The sequence below is a fragment of the Paenibacillus oralis genome, assembly GCF_003863965.1.
Lineage (GTDB): Bacteria > Bacillota > Bacilli > Paenibacillales > Paenibacillaceae > Fontibacillus > Fontibacillus oralis.
The window spans coordinates 4502425-4523737 of record NZ_RRCN01000001.1 but is presented as its reverse complement, the minus strand read 5'-3'; the positions used below and the strand labels follow the sequence as shown (position 1 = coordinate 4523737).

General features: G+C 55.7%; 16 protein-coding genes and 1 pseudogene. 2 read left to right on the top strand and 15 right to left on the bottom strand.

The genetic code is table 11. From position 1 onward, the window contains the following. Positions 1–7: 7 nt before the first annotated feature. Positions 8–1195, top strand: coding sequence for an NAD(P)/FAD-dependent oxidoreductase (locus EHV15_RS20210; protein WP_128632786.1), 1188 nt, complete (start codon positions 8–10; stop codon positions 1193–1195). Between the two features lie 28 nt (positions 1196–1223). Next, entirely contained in the window at positions 1224–1388 is a 165-nt protein-coding gene (rd, locus tag EHV15_RS20205) for a rubredoxin (protein WP_128632785.1), read from the top strand. Positions 1389–1451: 63 nt separating this feature from the next. On the opposite strand, the gene EHV15_RS20200 is transcribed toward rd, so the two are convergent. The 15 genes and pseudogenes from EHV15_RS20200 to EHV15_RS20130 all read right to left on the bottom strand — a co-directional run bounded on the left by EHV15_RS20200 (position 1452) and on the right by EHV15_RS20130 (position 21266). After that, positions 1452–2162 carry a Crp/Fnr family transcriptional regulator gene (locus EHV15_RS20200; RefSeq protein WP_128632784.1) on the bottom strand — a complete coding sequence of 237 codons (711 nt, stop codon included), beginning with the start codon at positions 2160–2162 and terminating at the stop codon, positions 1452–1454. Positions 2163–2293: 131 nt separating this feature from the next. Next, positions 2294–3496 (bottom strand): MFS transporter, encoded by a 1203-nt coding sequence (locus EHV15_RS20195; RefSeq protein WP_128632783.1) that lies wholly within the window; start codon positions 3494–3496, stop codon positions 2294–2296. Positions 3497–3557: 61 nt separating this feature from the next. Beyond that, the gene (locus EHV15_RS20190) at positions 3558–4790 is read right to left on the bottom strand and encodes a M24 family metallopeptidase (protein ID WP_128632782.1); all 1233 of its coding nucleotides are present in this window, start codon (positions 4788–4790) and stop codon (positions 3558–3560) included. A gap of 40 nt (positions 4791–4830) precedes the next feature. Next, the gene (locus EHV15_RS20185) at positions 4831–5652 is read right to left on the bottom strand and encodes an ABC transporter permease (protein WP_128632781.1); all 822 of its coding nucleotides are present in this window, start codon (positions 5650–5652) and stop codon (positions 4831–4833) included. Next, entirely contained in the window at positions 5642–6559 is a 918-nt protein-coding gene (locus tag EHV15_RS20180; protein ID WP_128632780.1) for an ABC transporter permease, read from the bottom strand. Before EHV15_RS20180 ends, EHV15_RS20185 begins: the two co-directional genes overlap by 11 nt. Beyond that, positions 6556–7671: an ABC transporter ATP-binding protein gene (locus EHV15_RS20175; protein ID WP_128632779.1), complete on the bottom strand. Its 1116-nt coding sequence runs from the start codon at positions 7669–7671 to the stop codon at positions 6556–6558. Before EHV15_RS20175 ends, EHV15_RS20180 begins: the two co-directional genes overlap by 4 nt. Positions 7672–7701: 30 nt before the next feature. Next, the gene (locus EHV15_RS20170; RefSeq protein WP_128632778.1) at positions 7702–8883 is read right to left on the bottom strand and encodes an ABC transporter substrate-binding protein; all 1182 of its coding nucleotides are present in this window, start codon (positions 8881–8883) and stop codon (positions 7702–7704) included. Between the two features lie 41 nt (positions 8884–8924). After that, positions 8925–10898 (bottom strand): hydantoinase B/oxoprolinase family protein, encoded by a 1974-nt coding sequence (locus EHV15_RS20165; protein WP_128632777.1) that lies wholly within the window; start codon positions 10896–10898, stop codon positions 8925–8927. Beyond that, a complete protein-coding gene (locus tag EHV15_RS20160; RefSeq protein ID WP_128632776.1) occupies positions 10895–12949 on the bottom strand; it encodes a hydantoinase/oxoprolinase family protein in 2055 nt (684 codons plus the stop codon). The genes EHV15_RS20165 and EHV15_RS20160 overlap by 4 nt, the downstream gene beginning before the upstream one ends. 93 nt (positions 12950–13042) lie before the next feature. Next, positions 13043–13774 (bottom strand): FadR/GntR family transcriptional regulator, encoded by a 732-nt coding sequence (locus EHV15_RS20155; protein WP_128632775.1) that lies wholly within the window; start codon positions 13772–13774, stop codon positions 13043–13045. Positions 13775–14662: 888 nt separating this feature from the next. Continuing rightward, positions 14663–16813: a 3-keto-alpha-glucoside-1,2-lyase-like domain-containing protein gene (locus tag EHV15_RS20150; RefSeq protein ID WP_246061695.1), complete on the bottom strand. Its 2151-nt coding sequence runs from the start codon at positions 16811–16813 to the stop codon at positions 14663–14665. Between the two features lie 258 nt (positions 16814–17071). Then, positions 17072–18163, bottom strand: a complete 1092-nt coding sequence (locus EHV15_RS20145; RefSeq protein WP_128632774.1) for a GerAB/ArcD/ProY family transporter — start codon at positions 18161–18163, stop codon at positions 17072–17074. Between the two features lie 52 nt (positions 18164–18215). Further along, the gene (locus EHV15_RS20140; RefSeq protein ID WP_128632773.1) at positions 18216–18437 is read right to left on the bottom strand and encodes a hypothetical protein; all 222 of its coding nucleotides are present in this window, start codon (positions 18435–18437) and stop codon (positions 18216–18218) included. Continuing rightward, positions 18434–19638: pseudogene (locus tag EHV15_RS20135) on the bottom strand (Ger(x)C family spore germination protein). The gene EHV15_RS20140 and the pseudogene EHV15_RS20135 overlap by 4 nt, the downstream one beginning before the upstream one ends. A 41-nt stretch (positions 19639–19679) precedes the next feature. Beyond that, on the bottom strand, positions 19680–21266 hold the full coding sequence (locus EHV15_RS20130) for a spore germination protein (protein ID WP_128632772.1): 1587 nt from the start codon (positions 21264–21266) through the stop codon (positions 19680–19682). Positions 21267–21313 lie beyond the last annotated feature (47 nt).

Sequence of the window (21313 nt, the reverse complement as noted above, 5' to 3'; positions counted from 1 at the left end):
GAAAACCATGTCTGAACATCGTCATTACGTTATTGTTGGCGGCGGCGTGGCCGCCATCAGCGCGGCCAAAGCGATCCGCGAACGGCAGGAAGCGGCGGAAATTTCCATTTTCGGCGACGAATCCGGCCTTCCTTATAATCGAGTGAAATTGTCCAAAGGATTATTCACCGATTTGCACAGCGACAATGTGTTGATTAAGAAGGAAAAATGGTACCACGAGCATAAAATTGCTTATCATGCCGGGACACCAGTTGTTTCCATTGATCCGGACTCCAGGACGGTCATGACCGGAGACGGCCAAGCAGTGCAGTACGACAAGCTGCTGCTCTGCACGGGAGCCGTGAACCGCAAGCTGAATCTTGAAGGCGCGTCTTTGCCTCATGTGCACAATATCCGCAGCAGAAACGACGCGGACAAGCTGAAACAAGCTTTGCAGGGCGGAGACCGAATCTGCGTCATCGGCGGCGGCATTCAAGGGGTGGAAACCGCCTGGTCCCTGAACCGGGCCGGATATTCCGTCACGATAGTCGAAGCGTCGCCGCGGCTGATGGCCCGCCAACTGGATGAACGGGCTGCGGCCATTCTAACAGAAAAAATCGCCGAACAGGGAACTGAGATAAGGTTGGGACAAGGCGTCCGCAGAATTGCCGGCATTAGCGGCGTCGAAGGCGTGGAGCTTGAAGACGGTTCATTTTTGCCCTGCGAGCATGTCGTATATTCGATCGGGGTGATTCCCAATGCTGAGTTAGCCCGCCAAAGCGGACTTGAAGTCGGAGCGGGGATTGTCGTTAACGAGCACATGCAAACCAGCGCCGAACACATTTATGCCGCCGGCGATGTTGCCGAATTTCACGGCAAGGCGGAAGGCCTGTGGAACAGCGCCATGGAACAAGGAAAAATCGCCGGAGCCAACATGGCAAGCGATGTTGCCGTTTACCGCCGGCCGGTGCCGATGACCGTATCCGCCGCCTTTGATACTCCCTTGTTCTCCATCGGCCTGACGGATGAACAGCAATGCGACAACAGCCTAAGCGGTCCGGCTTCAGGGCCTTACAAACGGATTTTTATCAAAAACGGGGTGATTTGCGGAGCGGTTGTCTTTGACAATGTCAGCGCTGCTCTGCCTTACAAAGCGGCCATTGAGCAATCCCTTGAGATCACGGAAACAGAGCTTGTCCATCGTTTAATCCATTAAAAATTCAAACCAGAGGAGATGTCGAAAAATGAAAAAATATATATGCCAGCCTTGCGGTTATATTTACGATCCGGCCGTTGGAGATCCCGATGAAGGTATTTCGCCGGGGACTGCTTTTGAGGACCTTCCCGAAGATTGGGTATGCCCGGTATGCGGCGAAGACAAAAGCCAGTTTCTGCCTATTGAAGATTAGCCGTTAACCCTAACAATGCCCCGCTTCTCCGCAAAACGACGGGGGGAGAACGGGGCGTTGTCCTTAATCAACATAGTCATTCAGTTTTTGGATATCGCAAATCGTAAGCTCCCGTGTTCCGTTGAGTTCAATAATTCCCGCCTGCTCGAATTTGCTGAACTTGCGGCTGATGGTTTCTCTTGTAACGCCCACATAGTTGGCCATCTCTTCACGCGATAGCGGAAGTCTGATCTTAATGCGCTCTTGATCCTGATCCGCTTTGCCGTATTTGCGGCCAAGCTCCAAAATCATATAGGCGATGCGGATTTCGGGATCGTTTGTCGCCAAGCTTTGCGCCAGGTTCTCTGTAGCCGCCAAGCGCTTGGTAATGCTCTGCAGCAGCTTTAACGAAATATCCGGATTTTCCTGAATGATAAGTTCCATATCCCTTTTGGTCAACAGGCAAACATCGGTGTCCTCCAGCGCATAAGCGCTAAAGTTGCTGGTCTCGCCGCTATTGAAGATACTCAATTCGCCGAAAAACTCACCCGTTGAAAGAACTCGCAAAATTTGCTCTTTGCCTTGCGCCGTAATTTTCAACAGCTTCACATAACCCTCGCGGACAATAAACAATGTTTCCGAAGGTTGTTCTTCCAAAATCAACGCTTGTCCCTTTCGATATTTCCGATGTTTGATCATCGTGCTGATCTTGGCCAGATCCTCTTCGGACAACGAAGCAAATATAGGAACTTTGCGGGTGCACAGCGCCTCGCTGCAATGGTGGCAGCTTTCCATCGTACTTTCCCCTTTTTTTCCAACGTCAAGCTCTTAGGACATTAAATTTTTACTTAAAAATAGCATAAACAGGCTGTCCAGCTTGTGATTGGAGTCACGAACCATTGCTTTCACTTTTTGAATCCGCTTTCTCAAATCATATGATCGGTTTGCTCCGCACCCCGTTGACGCAGTACGAAGCTCAACAAAAGACCGGCGAGCAGAAAACAGGCCAGCATGGCGATGAGGCCATTCCAGCCGTAACTGGAATAGAAAAGCCCTCCGATGGTGCCGCTTACGCCGGAACCTACATAATAAAAGAACAAATACAGCGATGAAGCCTGGGATTTGTGCTCGGTGGCGATAATGCCGATCCAGCTGCTGGCAATGGAATGTCCTCCAAAGAAACCAAAGGTAAACACTGAGATGCCGGCGATGATCATGCCCAAACTTCCCGCGAGCGTCAGCAGGGCGCCGGCCAGCATCATGCCCAGCGCCAGACCCATCACGGCATACCGGCCGTATTGGTCGGCCAGCTTGCCCATCCATGTGGAGCTGATCGTTCCCATCACATAAACGATGAAAATCCACCCCACCAGCGTCTGGCTCAATTCGTACGGCGGAGCCGTCAGCCGGTAGCCGATATAATTGAACAAGGTGACAAAGCTGCCCATCAGGACAAAACCGAGCCCGTACAAACAAAGCAGGCGCACATCCTTGCATTGGCCAAGCAGTGTGGACAAAATGTCCCCAAAGGCAAACGTCTGGCGTTTAAAATGGCGGGAAGCGGGCAGCCAACGCCAAAAGAGCAGCACCGCCGCCAGACTAAACAAAGCGATTGCCCCTACCGCCACCCGCCAGTCAAAAGCATCCGTCAGCATGCCGGTGATCACGCGGCCGCCCATACCGCCCACCGAATTGCCGCTGATGTACAGCCCCATGGCATAGCCAAGGCTGGCCGGATCGATCTCCTCGCTCAGGTAGGTCATGGCGATCGCCGGCAGGCCGGCAAGTACGATGCCCTGCACGACGCGAAGCGCGAGCAGGGCACCAAATCCCGGACTGAAGGCAATGAGCAGGGCGACGAGCGCCGCCCCAAACAGCGAGCAGCCCATGACCACCTTGCGGCCCAGACTGTCCGAAACCGCCCCGACAAACAGCATCGTGACCGCCATCGTCAGCGTTGAAATCGACAGCGACAAGCTGGCAACCGCCGGCGAAACGCCAAACTCCCGGGAAAATTCGGGCATCAGCGGCTGCAGGCAATACAAAATCGCAAAGGTGCAGAACCCCCCGGCGAACATCGCCAGGGCGGTGTTCCGAAATGACCGCGTGCCTTTCAGGATATATTCCATGGAGTGATCAAGACCTCTTTTCAAAGTTACACTCTCACCGCTACTTACAACTACTGTGCAACTACTGCACAAAAAGTTTGCGGTCCAGATGCGTCAAAAATTCATATCCATCCTTCGTAACTACGACGGTATCCTCGATTTGGAAGCCTCCGGCGCCAAGCTCGTAATACGGCACCTCCACGCAGAACACCATCCCTTCCTGCAGCTCCCGGTGGTCTCCCGGGGCAAGCACGATGTCGTCATAAAGCTCCAGGCCGATGGCGTGGCCCACATGCTGGCGGCGATAATGCGGAATCCCGCCGCGCCGCACCGTTTCGACGGCGGCCGCAAACACCGCCGAAGCCTTGACTCCCGGGCGCACCAGCTCCAGCGCCCGCTCCCAGCCGCCGCGGACAGCCGCGAAATGCCGCTGCTGCCACTCGAACGGCTGTCCCAGCACCACGGTGCGTCCGGTATCCGCCCAGTAGCTGTCGAGTTGACAGCACAGGTCGAACCGCACCTGTTCACCCGGCCCAACCCGGTGGAAATAGTGCTCGATCAGCGGCAAGGCGCTGCGCGGTCCCGCCCCGACCGCGATCATCGCCGGCGTTCCGCCGGCGCGGATGATCCGGTCCCGGTAATGGGCTGCCAGCTCTTCCTCGTGAACCCCGTCCGCGATCAGATGGATCAGTTCCTCCTCGATCCGTTCATTGAGCTCGGCGGACCGCCGCAAACGGGCGACCTCTGCCGGCGTTTTCACTTGGCGGACCTCCCGGAACAAGCCGTAAGCCGGGCGGACATGGCCCGCCGGCAGCGATTCGCCGAGTTTGGCGTAGAGCGCCGGATTGATGCGCATTTCATCCACCCCAAGCGGCCCTTGCGGGATATCCAGATCTTTCAGCGCCGCGGCGAGCGCTTCAAGCGGACCCGGGTAAACCGCCGTCCGCCCCAATAGGTCATAAAACAAATCGATGTCAGGCGTCGAGGGCTGTCCTACGGGCGACCCTTCGACAAAAAAGTCGCTGAACAAATACAGCTCCGCGTCCGGTACGCCCATCTGCGCGATCACGCCCAGCCGGTTTGTCGGTAAAACAAGGCGCGGACGCGCCCCCGGATCCCTCGGCAATACGGCGTAAATCTGCATCGACCAGTTGGTCGTCCGCAGCGCCGCCCCGATCACGTAAGCGATGTTCTCCGGCGTGGTGGCGATCAGCGCCTGCAGCCCTTCCCGCTCCATCACGCTTGCGGCGCGCTCCCGGTTGGCGATCCCGCCCCGGGCGGCCTCCGGCCGTACTCGCACTTCCTCTGCACTCATTGATGGTTCCTCCTTCGCTTTCCATAGTTTGCATTTGCAGCTATTCATCCTTTTTTCCCAGCACCTGCTGTACCTGCGGCGCCGAGCGCAGCAAAAATCCAAAGCCCAGGAACAGCACCAGCGCCAATAGCAGCATCAGCGTCGATACAACCGCGATCGTCGGGTCCTGCCATTTTTCCATGTACAGGAACAGCTCGATCGGCAGCGTATTGTTCTGTGGGCGCAGGATCAACAAAGCCGTCTCCACCTGATCAAACGTAAAGATAAAGGACAGCGCTCCACTCAGCAGCAAACCCATGCGCATCTGGGGCAACGTGACCGTGAAGAAGGTCCGGACCGGACCCGCGCCCAAATCGGCCGCCGCCTCTTCGTACTCTTTTTTCAAATTGGCCAGCGTGCTTCCGATAATGGACAGCACAAACGGCAAAATCGTGACCGCCTCCCCAAGGATCAGGGCAAACAGGCCGCCGGCGATCTTCAGCCGGGAGAACAAAATCAGATAGGCGACGCCCAGCGCGATCTTGGGCACGACCATCGGGGACATAAAAATCGCGCGCAGCAGATTACGTCCGGGAAAACGGTACCGCTGAATCGCCAGCGCGGCCAGCGTGCCCGCCGTAAGCGCCAGCAGCGTAGCGCAGCCGGAGGCGATCACACTGTTGCGGAAAGCCCGCAGAAACTGCGGCTGCGAAGCCAGGTTTTCATACCATCTGAGCGACAGCCCCTGCGGCGGAAACACGCTGTAAGAGGCCGGGTTCAGGGAGGTGATCACGACGATGATGAGCGGTGCAATCAAAAAGAGGCAAACCGCCAGCGCGATGACCGTCAGCGTTACCCCGATCCATTTGGGTCTAAGCCGCATGCCGTTTCCCTCCTTTGGACCGCTGAAAAGCAAGCAGATCCGCAAGCCGGTTCAGCACCCAGACCGCCAGGGTGGAGGCCAGAATCAGAAACAGGCTGGCCACGGCGGCCATCGGCCAGTTGGTGTCCAGGGTCCGCTGATAAATAAACGTCGGCAGCGTCATCACTCTGCCCCCGCCGATCAAGGCGGGCGTTGTAAACGCGGTCAAACATAAAGTGAACACGATCTGAATGCCGGATACGATGCCCCGTACCGACAGCGGCAAAGTAATCGTCAGGAACGCCCGTACGCTTCCGGCCCCGAGGTCGTGGGCCGCCGCCTTCAATTGGCTGTCCTGCTGCACCAGCACGCTCAAAATCGGAATCACCATAAAGGGCAAAAAAATATGCACGAGCGCGATGATCACCCCGGTCTCGTTGAACGTCATTTCAAAGCCGTTCTCCGTGAGCCCGAGCTTGATAAACAGCCAGTTCAGCAGGCCTTGTCTGGACAGCAGCACCATCCAGGCGTAGGATTTGACGACCGCGCTGACGAGCAGCGGCATAAACGTAATCAGCAGCAGGGTTTGCCGCCATGCCGGCTTGCGGATGCCGGCCAGATAATAAGCCAGCGGATACGCGAGCAGCAGCGTAATTCCGGTCACCTTCAGCGCCAGCGAAAAGGTGTCCCCGATCAGTTTCCAATAATACGGATCGCCGAGAAACGCGGTGTAGGCGTCCCATTGGAAGGCCGAAACCAGACGTCCTCCCGCAAACGAATCGAAGCTGTAGCGGCCGAAAATAAGCAGGGAGCCGATATAAATGATGCCCATGAGCAATAGGGACGGCAGCAGGAGCAGCAGCGCCGTGCCCCAGGACCTGTCCGGCGGCGACCAGCGCCGATGCCGGCGATTTGCCGCGGCCTTCACGCTTCTCCCTCCCCGTCCCCGGGCAGCAGGATCGCGTCCTTCGGCTCCCACCCGATCAGGACGGATTCGCCGGGCTCATAGCGCCGGTTCCCCGGATAATGCGGCACGCTCGCGGTCAGCCGGTGCTCGCCGTCAAGCCGCAGCTCGTATTGCAGAAACGTGCCGCCGTAACGCACGTCCTCCACGATCGCGTTCAGCGTGTTGCCGAGCTGCGCCGCGTCCTCCCCAACCCGGACGTATTCGTAGCGGATGGAGATATAACCCTGCCCGCCTGCGGCTATCGCGGTGCCGCCGGGGCCGACATGGACGCGGGAGAGCGCGCCGGCCGCCCGGACGGAAGCCGCGTCACCGCCTAGCGAAACAAGCGTGGCCGGCAGCAGATTCGTGTCGCCGATGAATTTGGCGACAAAGCTGTCCGCCGGGCGCTCGTAAATATCGTCGGGCGTGCCGTACTGCAGCAGCCTGCCGCCGCGCATCACGCCGATCCGGTCCGAGACGTTCAGCGCTTCTTTTTGATCATGGGTCACAAAAATAAACGTTGTCCCGGATTCCCGCTGAATCCGCTTCAGCTCGCGCTGCATGTCCAGTCTGAGCTGGGCGTCGAGCGCGGACAACGGCTCGTCCAGCAGCAGCACCTTCGGCTCGTTGACGAGCGCCCGGGCGATCGCCACCCGCTGCGCCTGGCCGCCGGAAAGCTGGGCGACGGAGCGGCCGCCGTAGCCAGGCAGCTGAACCAGCTCCAGCGCCCGTTCGACTTTGGCGCGAATATCGGCCTTGGCGCGCCCCTTCATACGCAAGCCGTAGGCGATATTTTTGTACACATCCATATGCGGGAACAATGCGAGCTGTTGAAAAATCATGTTGGTGTCTCTGCCGTACGCGGGAATTTTCGTCACATCCCGGCCGGCGAGCAGGATCGCGCCTTCGTCGGGCCGATCGAGCCCCCCGAGCATGCGCAGCAGCGTTGTTTTTCCGCAGCCGCTGGGGCCAAGCAGGGAGACAAACTCTCCCTGCTTCACTTCAAAAGAGACGGATTTCACCGCATACTGCCCGCCGAATTTTCTGACGACGTTTTGCGCTTCAATCGCCGTTTGTTTCTCTGTCTCGGGCATCCCAAGCCGCCCCCTCCCTTGCCGTTTTGGTTAATTCAGCTTCGTTTTGACCAGACGGTCCCAAAAATCCTTCCACACCGAGGCGTCTTTCGCCATCGTCGCCCAGTCCGGGTTCAGACCTTTGTTTTGCTCCTCGACGGAGAAGGAAGGATCATCCTTGTATTTGTCGGGGATGGCTGCGGCGGTGCTCGTCACCGGCGTTCCCGTGACTTCCGCGTAGCGGGTCAGGTTTTCCGGAGCCAGCAATTCGTTGATAATCTCATTGGCCACCCGGGTCTGCTCCGGAGTCGAGCCCTTGACCACCTGCAGGGAATAAGGGAATGAAATAAAGCCTTCCTTCGGAATGGCGACGCCCAGCGGCAGCCCTTCATCATCAATCCAGGTTTGCGCGGTTTGCGAACTGAACGGAGCGATCAGCGCTTCGCCGGACACCAGCATATTTTTCAACTGGTCGTTGGAGGTTACCAGAGAGCGGACCTGATCCGTATGCTCCGCCCAGAACTTAAACGCCGCTTCCGGATTTTCATAGGAGGCGCCAAGCTCCTGGCCTTTCAGCTCGATGACAGGCGCAATGTAGGCGTAAAACATATAATCCCAAAGCGCTACCTTGTCCTTGAATTCACTGTTTTCCCACAGATCGCTCCAACTGGCCGGCGCTGTTTTCACCAGGTCCTTGTTATACACAAGCGCAAAATTGCTCACGCCCCATACGATCCCCCGGTTGTCCGCAGTGTGGTACTGTTCGGGAATATCCTGCATATGCGTCACAATCGCCGGGTCCAGCGGCTCCCACATATCATCGCTGATGCCCTTGGCGGAAGCGTCGGCGTTGAAATAACCGAAATTCACTACCGGATTGTTGGGGTCGGCGTTTTTGGCCGCCAGCATTTTCGGATACATCACGGAGTTGGAGGATTCCACAAATTCAACCTCCACGTTGGGATGCTCCTTGATGTAGTTGGCGACAATCTCCTTCGGAACGACATCCTGATTGGCGCCGGCCCAAATGAACATGCTCAGCTTGATTTTTTCCCCGGAACCGCCGTTGCCGGATGGAGCGGCCGGCGAATTTGCCGCGTTGCCATTGCCGTTGCTGTTACTGCCTTCGGCGGCGCCGCCATTTCCCCCGCCATTGCCGCAAGCCGCAAGGAACACCAGGGAAAAGACCAGCAGGATGGATAAAGATACGATCGATTTCGCTTTATGCTTCATAGCAATCAAACCTCCTGATTTAAGTATGAATTGGCCTTACATTATCCCAACAGCAAATTACGGTGAATTTCGCTCATGATGTCCCCGGCATCGCTTGGCCGCACCTGCTCCCCGGCCGCGATTCTCCGGTCCACTTCCGTCATCGTCCGGCGCTTGAGATAATCGCGCAGGGCAAGCGGATAAGCCGCCAGGGCCGTGCCGACGGCAAGCTGCAGCTCATCGCTCCAGACCGCCTCGAAGCTTTCCCGCGCTTCCCCGTAGTGGAAGGAAGCCGTTAGCTGAGGCGCCTCCGCTCGCGTGAGCCGGGTCGCCTCGGCATCCACTTTGCCGCCGTACAGGACAACGCCGTATTGCTCCCGCGCGGCCGCCTCGGATATCAAACCGCTGCGCACATCGTTTTGCACGGCTGCGGGGTCCCGCTCGTACGGACTGCCGTATCCGCCGCCGCCCTGCGACAGAAACGTCACCGTGTCGCCCGGTTGCAAGAGCAGCTCATCGATGCGTCCGAGATCCTCTTCCGCAGCTTGCCCCGCGTTTTTCAGCGCCACCCCGTGCGCGCCGGCCCGGCCGCCGAGTCTCCCCCAGGGTTGAAAGCGGATTCGCTCCATGTTCCGCGCCGTCAGCACCGTATCGGGACTCAGCACCTTGAGCCGGAGATCGATTCCGCTGCCGCCCCGGTATTTGCCGGCTCCGGCGGAGTCGGCCCGCAGACCGTAACGCTCGATCAGCACGGGCATGTCCGCCTCCACCGTCTCGACCGGAATATTGCGCAGATGGCCGACGGCAAAATCCATGCCATCGATCCCGTCCTTCATCGGTCTCGCTCCGGAGCCGCCGCAGATCGGCTGAATGACGCCCACCTTTCTCCCGCCGGAGACAGGATCGGTCATCGCCAGCATCACGATCGCGGCTTGTCCCGCGCCGGCTGCCGGCAGCTTGTTTTCCTGGGCCCGGCTGAGCGCTCCGGTCAGCACATCCATCAGCCTGATGAAGGTGGATGCCCTCGCGCCGACCGCGGCCGGAAACTCCGGATTCAGAATGCTGGCCGGCGGCGCCTCGTTGCCGATCATCCGCACCATCCCCGAGTTCCAGGGAATCGACGGGTCCAGTGTGCGGAAGTAGCGGGTTAACGCGGGAACCAGGTAATAATGCCCCTGCTTGTTCAGAGTCGGGATATTAAACGAAGCTCTCACCTGGGTATCGGTCCCCCGAAAATCAAGGAAAATCTCGTCCCCCCTGACGATCAGACCGCACCGCAGCCGCACCGGGTATTCCCCGGGCCCGCCCTCGATGTAGTCCCAGAACTCGTACGTCCCGTCCGGGATGTCCGCGATGATCTGCCGCACCCGCGTCTCCGCGTAGGCCAGCAGATCCTCGATCCCCCGCTCGATCTGCTCCGGTCCGTACCGCGCGATCAATTCCGTGAGTCTCCGCTCCCCGCGGTTCAGCGCGGCCATCAGCGCCCGCAGGTCCCCCCAGTTCTGATCGGGGATGCGGCAATTGCGGAGGAACAGGTTCAGCACCTGCTCATTCAGCACGCCGGCTTCATACAGCTTGACCGGAGCGATCCGGATGCCCTCCTGATGAATATCGTAAGAGCTTGGCGAGACGCTGCCCGGCACCTTGCCGCCGACATCCGAGGAATGGATAAAGCAAAGCCCAAAGGCGATAATCCGTCCGTCATGAAAAAAAGGCTTCAACAGATAGACATCCGGCAAATGCGTCGCCATGGCGCCGGTGGTGTAGGGATCGTTGCAGATCACGATGTCCCCTTCCCGCCACGGCTCGCCCGCGGCGAGCACCTCCGCGGCCGGAATTCCCAGCGACAGGCTGTATCCGGTCTCCAGCGGGGAGCCGAAGGTTTCGCCCTTTGGCGAAAGCAGATAGGTGCCGAAATCGCCCGTCTCTTTGACAAACGCCGTAAACCCGGTGCGGAGAACGACATTGGCCATTTCCTCCACGATCGCCTGCACCCGGTTTTTGAAAATTTCCAGAAACACACGGTCGGTACTCATGCTTCCGCCTCCCCGATAATATTGCCCAGCTTGTCCCGGCTGACCCGATAGCCCGGCGGAACAAACACCGTCGTATCGTACTCTTCGATGATGACCGGACCGGATAGCGCCGACTCCGACGGCAGCTCGGACCGCTTCAGCACGCTGGCCGTCCATGACTGGCCGTCAAAGAACAACTGGCGCCGCTCCGGAGCGCCGGATGCGGAACGCTCCGCCGCCCGTTCCGGCGGGCGGATCGCTCCCGCCTTGCGGGTAACCCCGACCACCGACGCCCGGAGATTGACGAACGTGACGGGCGCGCCGGGCTGGCTGATGCCAAAAATGTCATGGTACCGCTGATGAAATCGCCGGATCGCTTCGGCCTCCGCCTCCGCTCCTTCCACGGGAAGCGATACTTCAATATCGAAGGCTTGCCCTTCATAGCGCATATCGGCGCTGCATTGCACATAGCTCGTGTCCAGCGCGATCCCCCGGCTGCTCTCCTCGTTCAGCCAGCATTGCCCTTGCTCCTTCAAAGCTTGAAACGTCTCGCCGATCTCGCCGGGCTGCAGCTGCTGCTCCGTCTTATAGACCGTGCGGACAAAATCGTTGCGCAGGTCGGCGACCACGCAACCGGTCGCGCACAGTGTTCCGGGGGAAGGCGGAACGAGCACCCGCCGGATGCCCACCTCGCGGGCCAGCAAAAACGCGTGGGTCGGACCGGCTCCCCCGTAGGCCAGGAGCGTAAAATCCCGGGGATCAACCCCTTTGCGGGCCATTAGCGGCGTAAACTGGGCGTACATATTGGCGGTGGCCACATCGATGATCGCTTGGGCGGCCGCGCGGGAATCGAGGCCGATCCGCTCTCCGAGCCGGGTCAGAACCGCGGCGGCGAGCCGTTCATCCAGCGCCATGCCGCCGCCGAGAAACCGCTCGGGGTGGATGATGCCGAGATGCACGTAAGCGTCGGTTGTCGTCGCCTCCTGTCCGCCCCGTCCGTAGCAGGCCGGGCCGGGATCGGCGCCCGCGCTGCGCGGCCCCGCCTTCAGCACGCCCGCCGAATCCACCCAGGCGACCGAGCCGCCGCCGGCGCCAATCGCCGTCACATCAACCGCCGGAATGATGACCGGAAAATCTCCGACCTGGTTCTCGCTGGAGTAGGCCGGCTCTCCATCGATTAGCGCCACGTCGACACTTGTGCCCCCCATGTCGAAAGTGATCACCTTGTCGATGCCGGCCAGACGGGCGACATGCGTGGCGCCGATGACGCCGGACGCCGGACCGGAGAGCAGTGTTTTGACCGGCTCCTGCGCCGCGCGCCGGGCGGTCATAATCCCGCCGTTGGACATCGTGGACAACACCTGCGCCCGCAGCCCCTGCTCCGCGGCCCCGGCCTCCAGCCGCTGGAAATATTCGCTCATACGCGAACCCACATAAGCGTTCATAACGGTCGCCAGCGTTCGCTCGTATTCCCGCTGCTGCGGCCAAACCTCGCTGCTCGCCGAGACGAACACGCCGGGAAATTCACGGCGGATCAGCTCGGCCGCCTGGCGCTCATGCTCCGGATTATGATACGCATGCAGGAACGAGACGGCGATTGCGGTAACCCCTTCGTCCAGCAATTCCGCCACTGCGCTGCGCAGCTCATCCGGACGCAGCGGACGATAGATCCGTCCATCCGCCAGGCAACGTTCATCGATCTCCTTGACGAGATGACGGGGAATCAGCGGCAAGGCCTTGTCCCCGTATAAATCCGTCGTGTTCTCCAAACGCAGCCGGCGAATTTCAAGCACATCGCGAAAGCCGCTGGTTACAAGGAGACCCGTCTTCGCCCCATTGCGTTCGATCAAGGTGTTGACTCCCAGCGTTGTACCGTGGACAAACAGCTCAATCGCCCCGATATCGATGCCGGTTTCCTTTAACTGCCGCAGCGTATGAAAGATCGCCTGCTCCGGAGCGGAGGGTACGGATGGCGTCTTGAGCACCGCCGCTACTTCGCCCGCATGGCCGGTCAGCATCACATCGGTGAAGGTTCCGCCAATGTCGATGCCAAGACGGTATTTTTGAGTCATGTTGACCGCCCCTTTGTAATTTTTGGTGAGAGTTCAAAAAATAAGGTAACTACCTCTTTTATCGTTTTTTTGTTGCCTTGGCTTTACTCCGTTTTAGGAGCGGGTCCCGCCAAAGTAAGTGCGGACATCCTCGATCATCTGATTGATGTGGTTCACCATGGCGGATGCCGCCTCATAGGGGGAATGACTTACGATACAGCCGATAATTCTGCGATGATCGACAACCAGTTCACTGCCGACCTCTTTACGGATGATAGCCGTTGCCGGCAGATTGGCTCCTTCGCCCCAAACGAGCTGCAAAGCATGAAGCAGGATCGGGTTGCCGGCGATCCTGGCGATGCGCTCATGAAATTCCCGGTCCTCCGCGATCGGAATTCGGCCCTCGGACAGAGCGGTCTCCTGCAGCGCGATCGATTCCCATAAAAGAACGATGTCCTGTTCGCTGGCGTTAGTGGCCGCGAGCCATGCGGTCTCCCGCTCCAAAGCGCGTCTTGCCACCAATATATTGAGCAGCGATTGCTCGTCGGATATTTTCAAAGCGTCAAGCAGCCTGGAGCTGTCGCGCAGTTGAGTAAGCTGCCGGCTCAGCTCCGCTAGCCGCTCCTTGCCTGCGGCCGTAAGCAAACGGCCCTTCCGGCCGACGCTTTCGGTGTACCCCAGCGTATCGAATTCCATCAGCTTCCGGCCGATCGACGCCTGGCTGAGTCCGAACTTCTTGTCCAGTACAAGCACCAGCGTCGTGGCGCCAACCGGGGTTTCCTGCTTGTCCAAATAAGAGAGCAGCTCATACTCCAGTTTCATCTGGTCGTATTCTTTGGCAATCATACGTTCCTCCTGCTAGAAGACGTTAATAATCAGTGATGATTAACAAAAAATTTAAATAAATAATCGGCTCGGATTCCGATCTGGATTTTATCTACAGTTATGGAATCTTCAACGATTTAAAGTGATTATATAGCCGTTTTTGAATCTTGTCAATTAATCTCATGGGATAAGTAAGGATTTAAATATTCAATATTTTTCCATTCTCTTTTTCGTAGTGGGGCGGCGCTGAACATATCTGGCTTTACATTAGGCTACTCTTAGAAACTCCGGCGAAAAACATAAGGACAAAAAAGGGCGTTATTCCGGCGATATTCATCCATGTGAAAGAAATAGGGGAAATTTATGTCGCTATTTTCTTGAGTAGTAAGGAAATGCTAACATTCCGGGGCATTCGTGGGAAAATAAGTACAAAAAATGCCGCTAATGGGGATGAACAGGCCTGACCCCGGATAATAAGTACATCAAGTTCCGCTATTTTGAAGGCCAAAGGTTGATCGTTCCGGCAGCCGGGTGTCAAGAACCGATTTACTACATCTGTCAATTCAATCATAACAGAAATACTCCGACCACAACCGTAAAGGGGATGACCGGAGCCATTTTAATGAACAAACTAATCTTATTTGTGCAGAGTTTACTTAGTGCTGGTGAAACAAGGTTTAGAGTAAAGTATGTCCGTTACTGAAAATAACTTTGGAATTCGGGATAATGGATATACTTGAGGCCGCCAAAGCTGCTAACCGCGCCGGTATATGTCGTAGCAATCCCTTGGTTGATGGAATATTTATTTTTGTATCAATTTATTATGATTGAACCATAACAAGAGACCTTTGATCCAACAAAACAGCGCCGCATACCTTTGTAATTAGGCCGCGGCGCTTTGCTTTTTCATTAATACATTCTTATATTATCAAAGCTGACATTGTTGTTATATCCGGCTCGCACTCCCAATGAGCCGTTATTGTAAGTATGATCCGTTTTGTCGATCAGCGGCGTATTGTTCACGTACACTTGCATACGCGGACCGGTTACGACTACTTTCAACGTATACCATGTACCAGGGTTAATTTGGAAAGAAGCACTGCCAAGGTTTGTGTAATTGTTGTTGAATTTCCCCAGCCATACGGAACCATCCGTTTTGATTCCCGCACCATACCCTTTAAAGCTATCCGTCCCGACTGCCGAATTGCTTGTATTCCAAATCAGGCTGCCTTCTCCGCTATTATTGATTCGTATATCGCCTTCGATCGTATAATTCGCACCGGTCGTACGCTGGTTGAGCACGGATTTGGCAAATTCGGCCGGAGAAGCTACTGTATACACCCCATCCTTGAACGACCACGTACCTCCATAACGTGTCCACCCGGTATCCGAATGGCTGTCGAAGTTATTCGAATACGTGTGCGGTGTTACCGTCACGTTATCGAATTTCGCGCTGTTTCCGAAGCCTCCGCGTACGCCTACCGTACCTCTGCTGTACGTTGTATCGGTGTAGTCCAGTTTCAGCACATTATCCAGGAACACTTGAATTCTGCCGAAATTTTTGACGACCTTCAATTTATAGGCAACTCCCGTGGATATGGAAACAGGCGCACTGGCCAGCTCGGTATAATTGTTGTTGAATTTACCTAGCCATAACGTTCCATTCGTGTCGATCCCCGCGCTGTATCCCCTAAAACTGTCCGTGCCATTGGCAGGACTCGTGACATCAAAGATTAAACTGGCTTGACCGGCGTTGTTCAGGGTAATCTCTGCCTCGGCCGAGTAATTAACCAAAGAAACATAAGGATTAATCACCGATTTCGCCGCATTTACCGAGCTCACGTTATACGCCCCGTTAGAGACGGTCCAGGTACCTTCGAATTTCGTCCAGCCCGTATCGTTCCCGTCGGAGAACTGATCCGAAAAACTTGTCGGGAGCGTGAGGAATTTAATTTTGACGTTGTGTCCGCCCTCCGTACGGAGCGCGGAGGTCATGGCGGCAATCTCATTCGTTCCGGTTTGATACAGACTTGCCCAGATGTAATCCGGAAAACCGCCCGGCCATAACGCCTGGTCATTGGTATACCAAGTCGCCCCATAATCGTTGCTGAACGACAGCTTGCTGTTATTGCTGGTAACGGCCAATCGCCCATCTCTCAGCGAGAGAACATATGGAGCGCCGTTCTGATCCGGAATCGGATTCCCCAAGCCGCTGGACCAAGTGACCCCGTCATCGGATATTTTATAATAAATATTGCAGCTTGCCGTTCCGCAAACCTCGAAGGTTAAGATATACTTTCCGTTGTTCATTTTTGTCCAGACCGGCATGCCCGGCCTGGATGCGGAATTCCCCGGATCCCAGGCGGCGAATATTTCATTGCCCCAGGAACCCCCGTTATCCGTCGATACTTTCAGCGAGATGACTTGACTATACGCCGGTGAGCTGCCCGCATATTTCTCGCTGGAATAATAGACGGCCAAACGCCCATCCGCCAGAAACCCGAAATGCGGCTCGTAGACTCCTCTTCCCCCAAGCGTTCCGGGCGCTCCGGCATTGCTGTCGATATTGCTTAAATAAGTCCACGTCACACCGCCATCCGTACTTTTGTATACGGGGAGATAAAAGGATTCCCCCCACCGCACGGACCGGGCTGCCAGGAGAATGTCCCCGCCAGGCAATTGAATCATTTGACCGTTATCGAGGTCACTGCCCGGATCGCTAATCGTACTCAAAACGCTCCAGTTCCGGGCATTATCGGTACTCCTCGCCACTTGAAGCCTAGTTCCGCCGTTCGTATCACGGGTGTACCCATTATTGTCATAGATCGTATAAACGGCAAGCCATTGACCATTTGACAGTTTAAGCATTCGCCCGTATTCCGAACCGAAGGTGCCGGGGCGAATCCCTCTTGCATCCGTCCCTGCATCCGTGAAGACGGGGGCGTTGTTTACCGTAATTTCACTCTGAACGGCCGCCGGTCCGCCTTCTGCAAAAACCTGCGGTGCGATTAGAAGCATAATCAACCATGCAATGCCTATACTCGTCAATCTTCTCAGCATACCATCTCCTCCCTGCAATTTGAACTGAACCCGCATTCCTTGAAAGCGCTATCTATACGAAGCGCAGTTGTATCCCCCCTGAATGATCCTATGGTAAAGAAACACGTATTATGATTTAATACATAATTCATGTAAATTTCAATGTATATTATTCCTTATTTTCCATTTTGAGTGCTGTAAATTATTTTGTCCAACCTCTAGTAAGCCCCGATTTCTGTTTTAAACCAAAAAAATAAAGCTTAATATTCTTTATCAACTTCATTCCTCTGTCGTTTTCCGCTTGCGCAAGACGGCGACGGCCAGCAAAATCAGGGGGATCACCAGGTATGTCGTTAAGATATGGAAGGGAACCGCCGTCCTTACCATCAATCCGAACACCGGGAAATTGGGCACGTCCCAAATGCCGATGGCCAAACTGAGCAGGGCGAGCGGAAACACGATCGGCCGGTAGTCCGAAAGCTCAAAACATTGTGCCAGGGAAAGCGAGGCCGCGTAGAGAAAGACGCCGACTTGCAGGAAATTTCCGATGACCCACATCGCCAGCAGCAAGGATTCCAAATTTTCCAGGAAAGAGCCAACCTCGATATAGCGGAAGGCGACGAGCAGCGGGTAGACTTTATTTTGCAGACCCGGTCCCAGCAGAAATAAGGTGATCAGGTTGGAATAAGTCAAAAACAAAATGATCACGGCCGCCGAAATGTATCCCCATCTTCTCCCCTTCTCCGGATCGGTCAGACTGGGCAGAAAAAAAGTCATCAAGAACATTTCATTGAGCCAGCCCATCATCGAAAAGGACCCTTTTAGGACCGGGGCCACCCCATGGCTTAAAATCGGAAATATCGTTTTGGCATCCAGATCGGGGATCAGCAGCAATAAAAAAAGAACAGGGAGAATAAACAGCGGCAAAAAAATGACGGTGCTCCGGGCCAGCATCTCCACCCCGCCGCGCACGGCGATCGCGCTCAGCAAAATCAGGGACCCCATCACGATCAGGAGCGGAGTTTTAAACAAAAAATTGCCCGTGACAAATTCCGCGTATTGCCGGGTAACTCCCCCGGACGCATGCAAATTGTAGGTGATATAGACGAGGCCGATGATTTTTCCGGGGATTTTGCCGAGAATCTGCCCGCTGTACTGGACGATCGTTTGCCCCGGAAAAAGCTCATGCAAGCGGGTTGCGGTATATACGGCGATCAGACCTACCAGGGCGGCCGGTACACAGGTAAGCCAAAGATCGTTTTGGGCGTACTGGCCCGTTATGGTCGGCAAAACCAAAAACCCGGAAGCCAGCACGGCCGGATACATCAGGAGCCCCATTTGAAAAGCCGATATTTTTCCCTTTTCCAACATGATCGTTCACCTCTCCTCGGGTCAATCCTGCGCTAACTGTAATAAAGATCGTTCACGGCTCCACCAGTCCGCGGAACGGCTTGAAAATAAACATAAGCGCCGTAGTGGGCCCAGGCGTATTGGGCAGATCAAGCATGGACAGGACCCACACCAGGAGCAGCAGCGACACGAATACGACCTTATCCCTTACCGGTTTTTCTTTTAGTTTCCGCCATTCTAGACGGGCAATCAGCAGCGCGGAGATCGTGACGGCGCAGAAAAAAAGCCATCTCATTTCTTTTTCACCTCTTCCCTCGGCAGCCCTTCCGGAGAGCTAATGAGCCCCGGCTTTGTAATGTTTGCTTTAACCTTCGGTATTACTTGAACTTTGAAAAATTGCATATCCCAGTGGTCCTGAACTTTTTCCCATTGTTTGGGATATTTGCGGTGGAATGCTTTCCCGAACTCAAAAATGTCCGCTTTATACCGGAGCTGAACCTCGTTGAATGCCGACATGATTCGTTCTTGTACATCCTCCTCGAATCCCTTGCTCATCTCTTTAAGCAATTTCGGGTTCATAGGGTCCATCGAAGTGCCGTTTTGGATGATGTCTCCATGCGTGTTCACCCGGACGATCATCTTCCATTTGTCGCCTTCAATTTTGGGAATCAGCTTGATGGTTGCCTTCACCGGTTTTAACGACACCAGTCCTTCCGCTCCCTTCGCCTCAAACACCAACGTATATTCTCCAATTTCATTTCTAAGCCACATGACGCCCCGGGTGACTTTTTCGGAAATTACCCCCACCATTTTGTCATCCTTGAACACGGCGCCTCCAAGCAAGTAAGGAATCGTTTGAAACGGCTCGGCGGATTTGGTTTTCGGCAAGATATGAATCATCGGCAGCACGGCCGCCCGCGAATCCCCGGATATCATTAGGCTCAATTGATGCATCGTGACGCGCATTCCGATCCCCAGATCGGTCAGCCGCCGCAGCACCTCGGCCGAAGAACTTTCGATCGGCGGAAACAACTCGAGCGTATTTCTCGCCTCTCCTTTGCTGACGAACATATAGGCCCGCTCCCGCGACGAAGGAAAACGGATCAAAAAATCGAGATGTTCCCGGATTCCCGCTTTGGCCACGGATTCACCGAAAATAAACACTTTGCACTGCCCCAGAACATCCTTCTGGGGATTTCCCGCTGCAGCTTGGATAAAGCATCGCTGATATCCCGGCCCATTTCCGAGCGGACGGACGTCCGTTTTGCCGCGCCGGCCCCCGCGGCGCCGCCTCCCATCGTCCCCCCTCCCGCCTGATTCTGCGGCAGGATAAACTGTACGGTCGCCCGAACCTGATTATTCTCCGCCTGGTCGAAAGCGAGCGCGGTAATCAGCGCCAGATCGTTTAGCTCCGTACGGTCCCAGCAGCCTCCCAAACAAAGCAGCAGCGGAAGAAAAGCCGCTGTCTTTATCCATGTTGTGCTCCATGTTCTCATCCATCCGAATCTCCTTTGTCAGACGCATGTTTCCGCTACTCTCATTCATCACCGCGAACGGGGCCGGGCTTTTGACCGGAGGACTGCCGGTGTTTGTCATAATTTCCCGTAAAGCGCGGGCGGGTATTCATCTTCCAATGGGGCGCCCTAACCAGAACATCCTTCCATTCATTCATCTGGGGAGCGGATATTTCGGACAGATAGGGGACGCCGAAGGAACGCAAGCTGAGCATGTGCAGCATAATCGCGATAACTCCCATCACAACGCCGACAAGCCCCAAACTTCCGGCCAGAAAAATCAAGGGAAACCGCAGCATCCGTACGGAAATTCCGGCGATATAACGCGGTACCATAAATGAAGAAATCCCCGTAATCGCAACCACGATTACCATCGGCGCGGACACGAGCCCTGCTTGGACCGCCGCCTGGCCGATGACCAGTGCTCCGACGATGCTGACGGCGGCGCCAACCTGCTTGGGAAGCCGTACCCCCGCTTCGCGCAGCGCTTCAAAGGTGACCTCCATCAGCAAAGCTTCGATCAACGCCGGAAAAGGCACCTGTTCCCGGGAACTGGCCATACTGATCAGAAGGGAACCGGGGACCATCTCTTGGTGAAAGGTAAGCACCGCCACATATACTGATGGAAGTACGAGCGAGATGACGATAAAAATATAACGCAGCCAACGGATGACTGTAGAGATCAAATAGCGCTGATAATAGTCTTCCTGCGATTGAATCAACGAGAAAAACGTGGCCGGGGCGACCAGGGCAAACGGCGTTCCATCTGTTAAGATCGCCACCTTCCCTTCCAGCAAGCCGCTGCAAACCACATCGGGACGCTCCGTGCTGAGCAACTGAGGAAATGGAGAGTACGGCTGATCTTCAATCATCTCCTCTATATAGCCGCTTTCCAGAATCCCGTCGATTTCTATGCGCTGCAGCCGGGTTCGCGCTTCTTTGATCAACGTTTCATCGGCAAGTCCTTCAATATAAGCCAGGATGATATTGGTTTGGGTGTATTCGCCGATTTTCGTCTCTTCCATTTTCAACAGAGGGGTCTTGATAATGCGCCGCAATTGGGAGGTATTGGTGCGCAAGGTTTCCGTAAAACCTTGGCGCGGCCCGCGAATCCCCACTTCCGCCGAAGGCTCTTCAATCGAACGCTTATCCCATTTCGCCAACCCTATGCCAATGCCGGCATCCTGGTTGTCACTTAGCAGGATCGCGTTTCCGCTCGCAAGAAGTTCAACGGCTTTCTCGAACGTCGTAAATTCTTTCGCTTGCGAAGCCGATATTTTCCGCTCGATAAGCTGCCTTAAATCCTTGTTTTCATCGGCTTCCTCCTGCATGAGCGGGGCAATGACAAACTGCTCGATCCCTTCGGAATCGGCTAACCCATCTATGTATATAACCAGAGCCTGGGTCTTGCCGCCGATCAGAAAGGAACGGTAAATGACGTCCGCACAATTGTCATAAAGCAAGCGAATCCGGTCTTCGTTTTGCCGGAGACCCGGATAAAGCCGCTGCGGCTGTGGATTCCGGCTGCTTTCTTGGGGGTCGGGACGACTCCGGTCCCGGTTTATTTTCGTCCGTTTGATCAAGCCTTTGAGCATGCGGCGTCCTCTCATGAGACGAATTCCTTTCGTAGGATATGGTTTATTTAGATAAATTCACC

Excerpts from the sequence above, each read along its gene's own strand:
- EHV15_RS20210 (WP_128632786.1), top strand. The coding sequence starts at position 8 with ATGTCTGAACATCGTCATTACGTTATTGTTGGCGGCGGCGTGGCCGCC.
- rd (WP_128632785.1), top strand. The coding sequence starts at position 1,224 with ATGAAAAAATATATATGCCAGCCTTGCGGTTATATTTACGATCCGGCC.
- EHV15_RS20200 (WP_128632784.1), bottom strand. The coding sequence starts at position 2,162 with ATGGAAAGCTGCCACCATTGCAGCGAGGCGCTGTGCACCCGCAAAGTT.
- EHV15_RS20195 (WP_128632783.1), bottom strand. The coding sequence starts at position 3,496 with ATGGAATATATCCTGAAAGGCACGCGGTCATTTCGGAACACCGCCCTG.
- EHV15_RS20190 (WP_128632782.1), bottom strand. The coding sequence starts at position 4,790 with ATGAGTGCAGAGGAAGTGCGAGTACGGCCGGAGGCCGCCCGGGGCGGG.
- EHV15_RS20185 (WP_128632781.1), bottom strand. The coding sequence starts at position 5,652 with ATGCGGCTTAGACCCAAATGGATCGGGGTAACGCTGACGGTCATCGCG.
- EHV15_RS20175 (WP_128632779.1), bottom strand. The coding sequence starts at position 7,671 with ATGCCCGAGACAGAGAAACAAACGGCGATTGAAGCGCAAAACGTCGTC.
- EHV15_RS20170 (WP_128632778.1), bottom strand. The coding sequence starts at position 8,883 with ATGAAGCATAAAGCGAAATCGATCGTATCTTTATCCATCCTGCTGGTC.
- EHV15_RS20165 (WP_128632777.1), bottom strand. The coding sequence starts at position 10,898 with ATGAGTACCGACCGTGTGTTTCTGGAAATTTTCAAAAACCGGGTGCAG.
- EHV15_RS20160 (WP_128632776.1), bottom strand. The coding sequence starts at position 12,949 with ATGACTCAAAAATACCGTCTTGGCATCGACATTGGCGGAACCTTCACC.
- EHV15_RS20155 (WP_128632775.1), bottom strand. The coding sequence starts at position 13,774 with ATGATTGCCAAAGAATACGACCAGATGAAACTGGAGTATGAGCTGCTC.
- EHV15_RS20150 (WP_246061695.1), bottom strand. The coding sequence starts at position 16,813 with ATGCTGAGAAGATTGACGAGTATAGGCATTGCATGGTTGATTATGCTT.
- EHV15_RS20145 (WP_128632774.1), bottom strand. The coding sequence starts at position 18,163 with ATGTTGGAAAAGGGAAAAATATCGGCTTTTCAAATGGGGCTCCTGATG.
- EHV15_RS20140 (WP_128632773.1), bottom strand. The coding sequence starts at position 18,437 with ATGAGATGGCTTTTTTTCTGCGCCGTCACGATCTCCGCGCTGCTGATT.
- EHV15_RS20130 (WP_128632772.1), bottom strand. The coding sequence starts at position 21,266 with ATGAGAGGACGCCGCATGCTCAAAGGCTTGATCAAACGGACGAAAATA.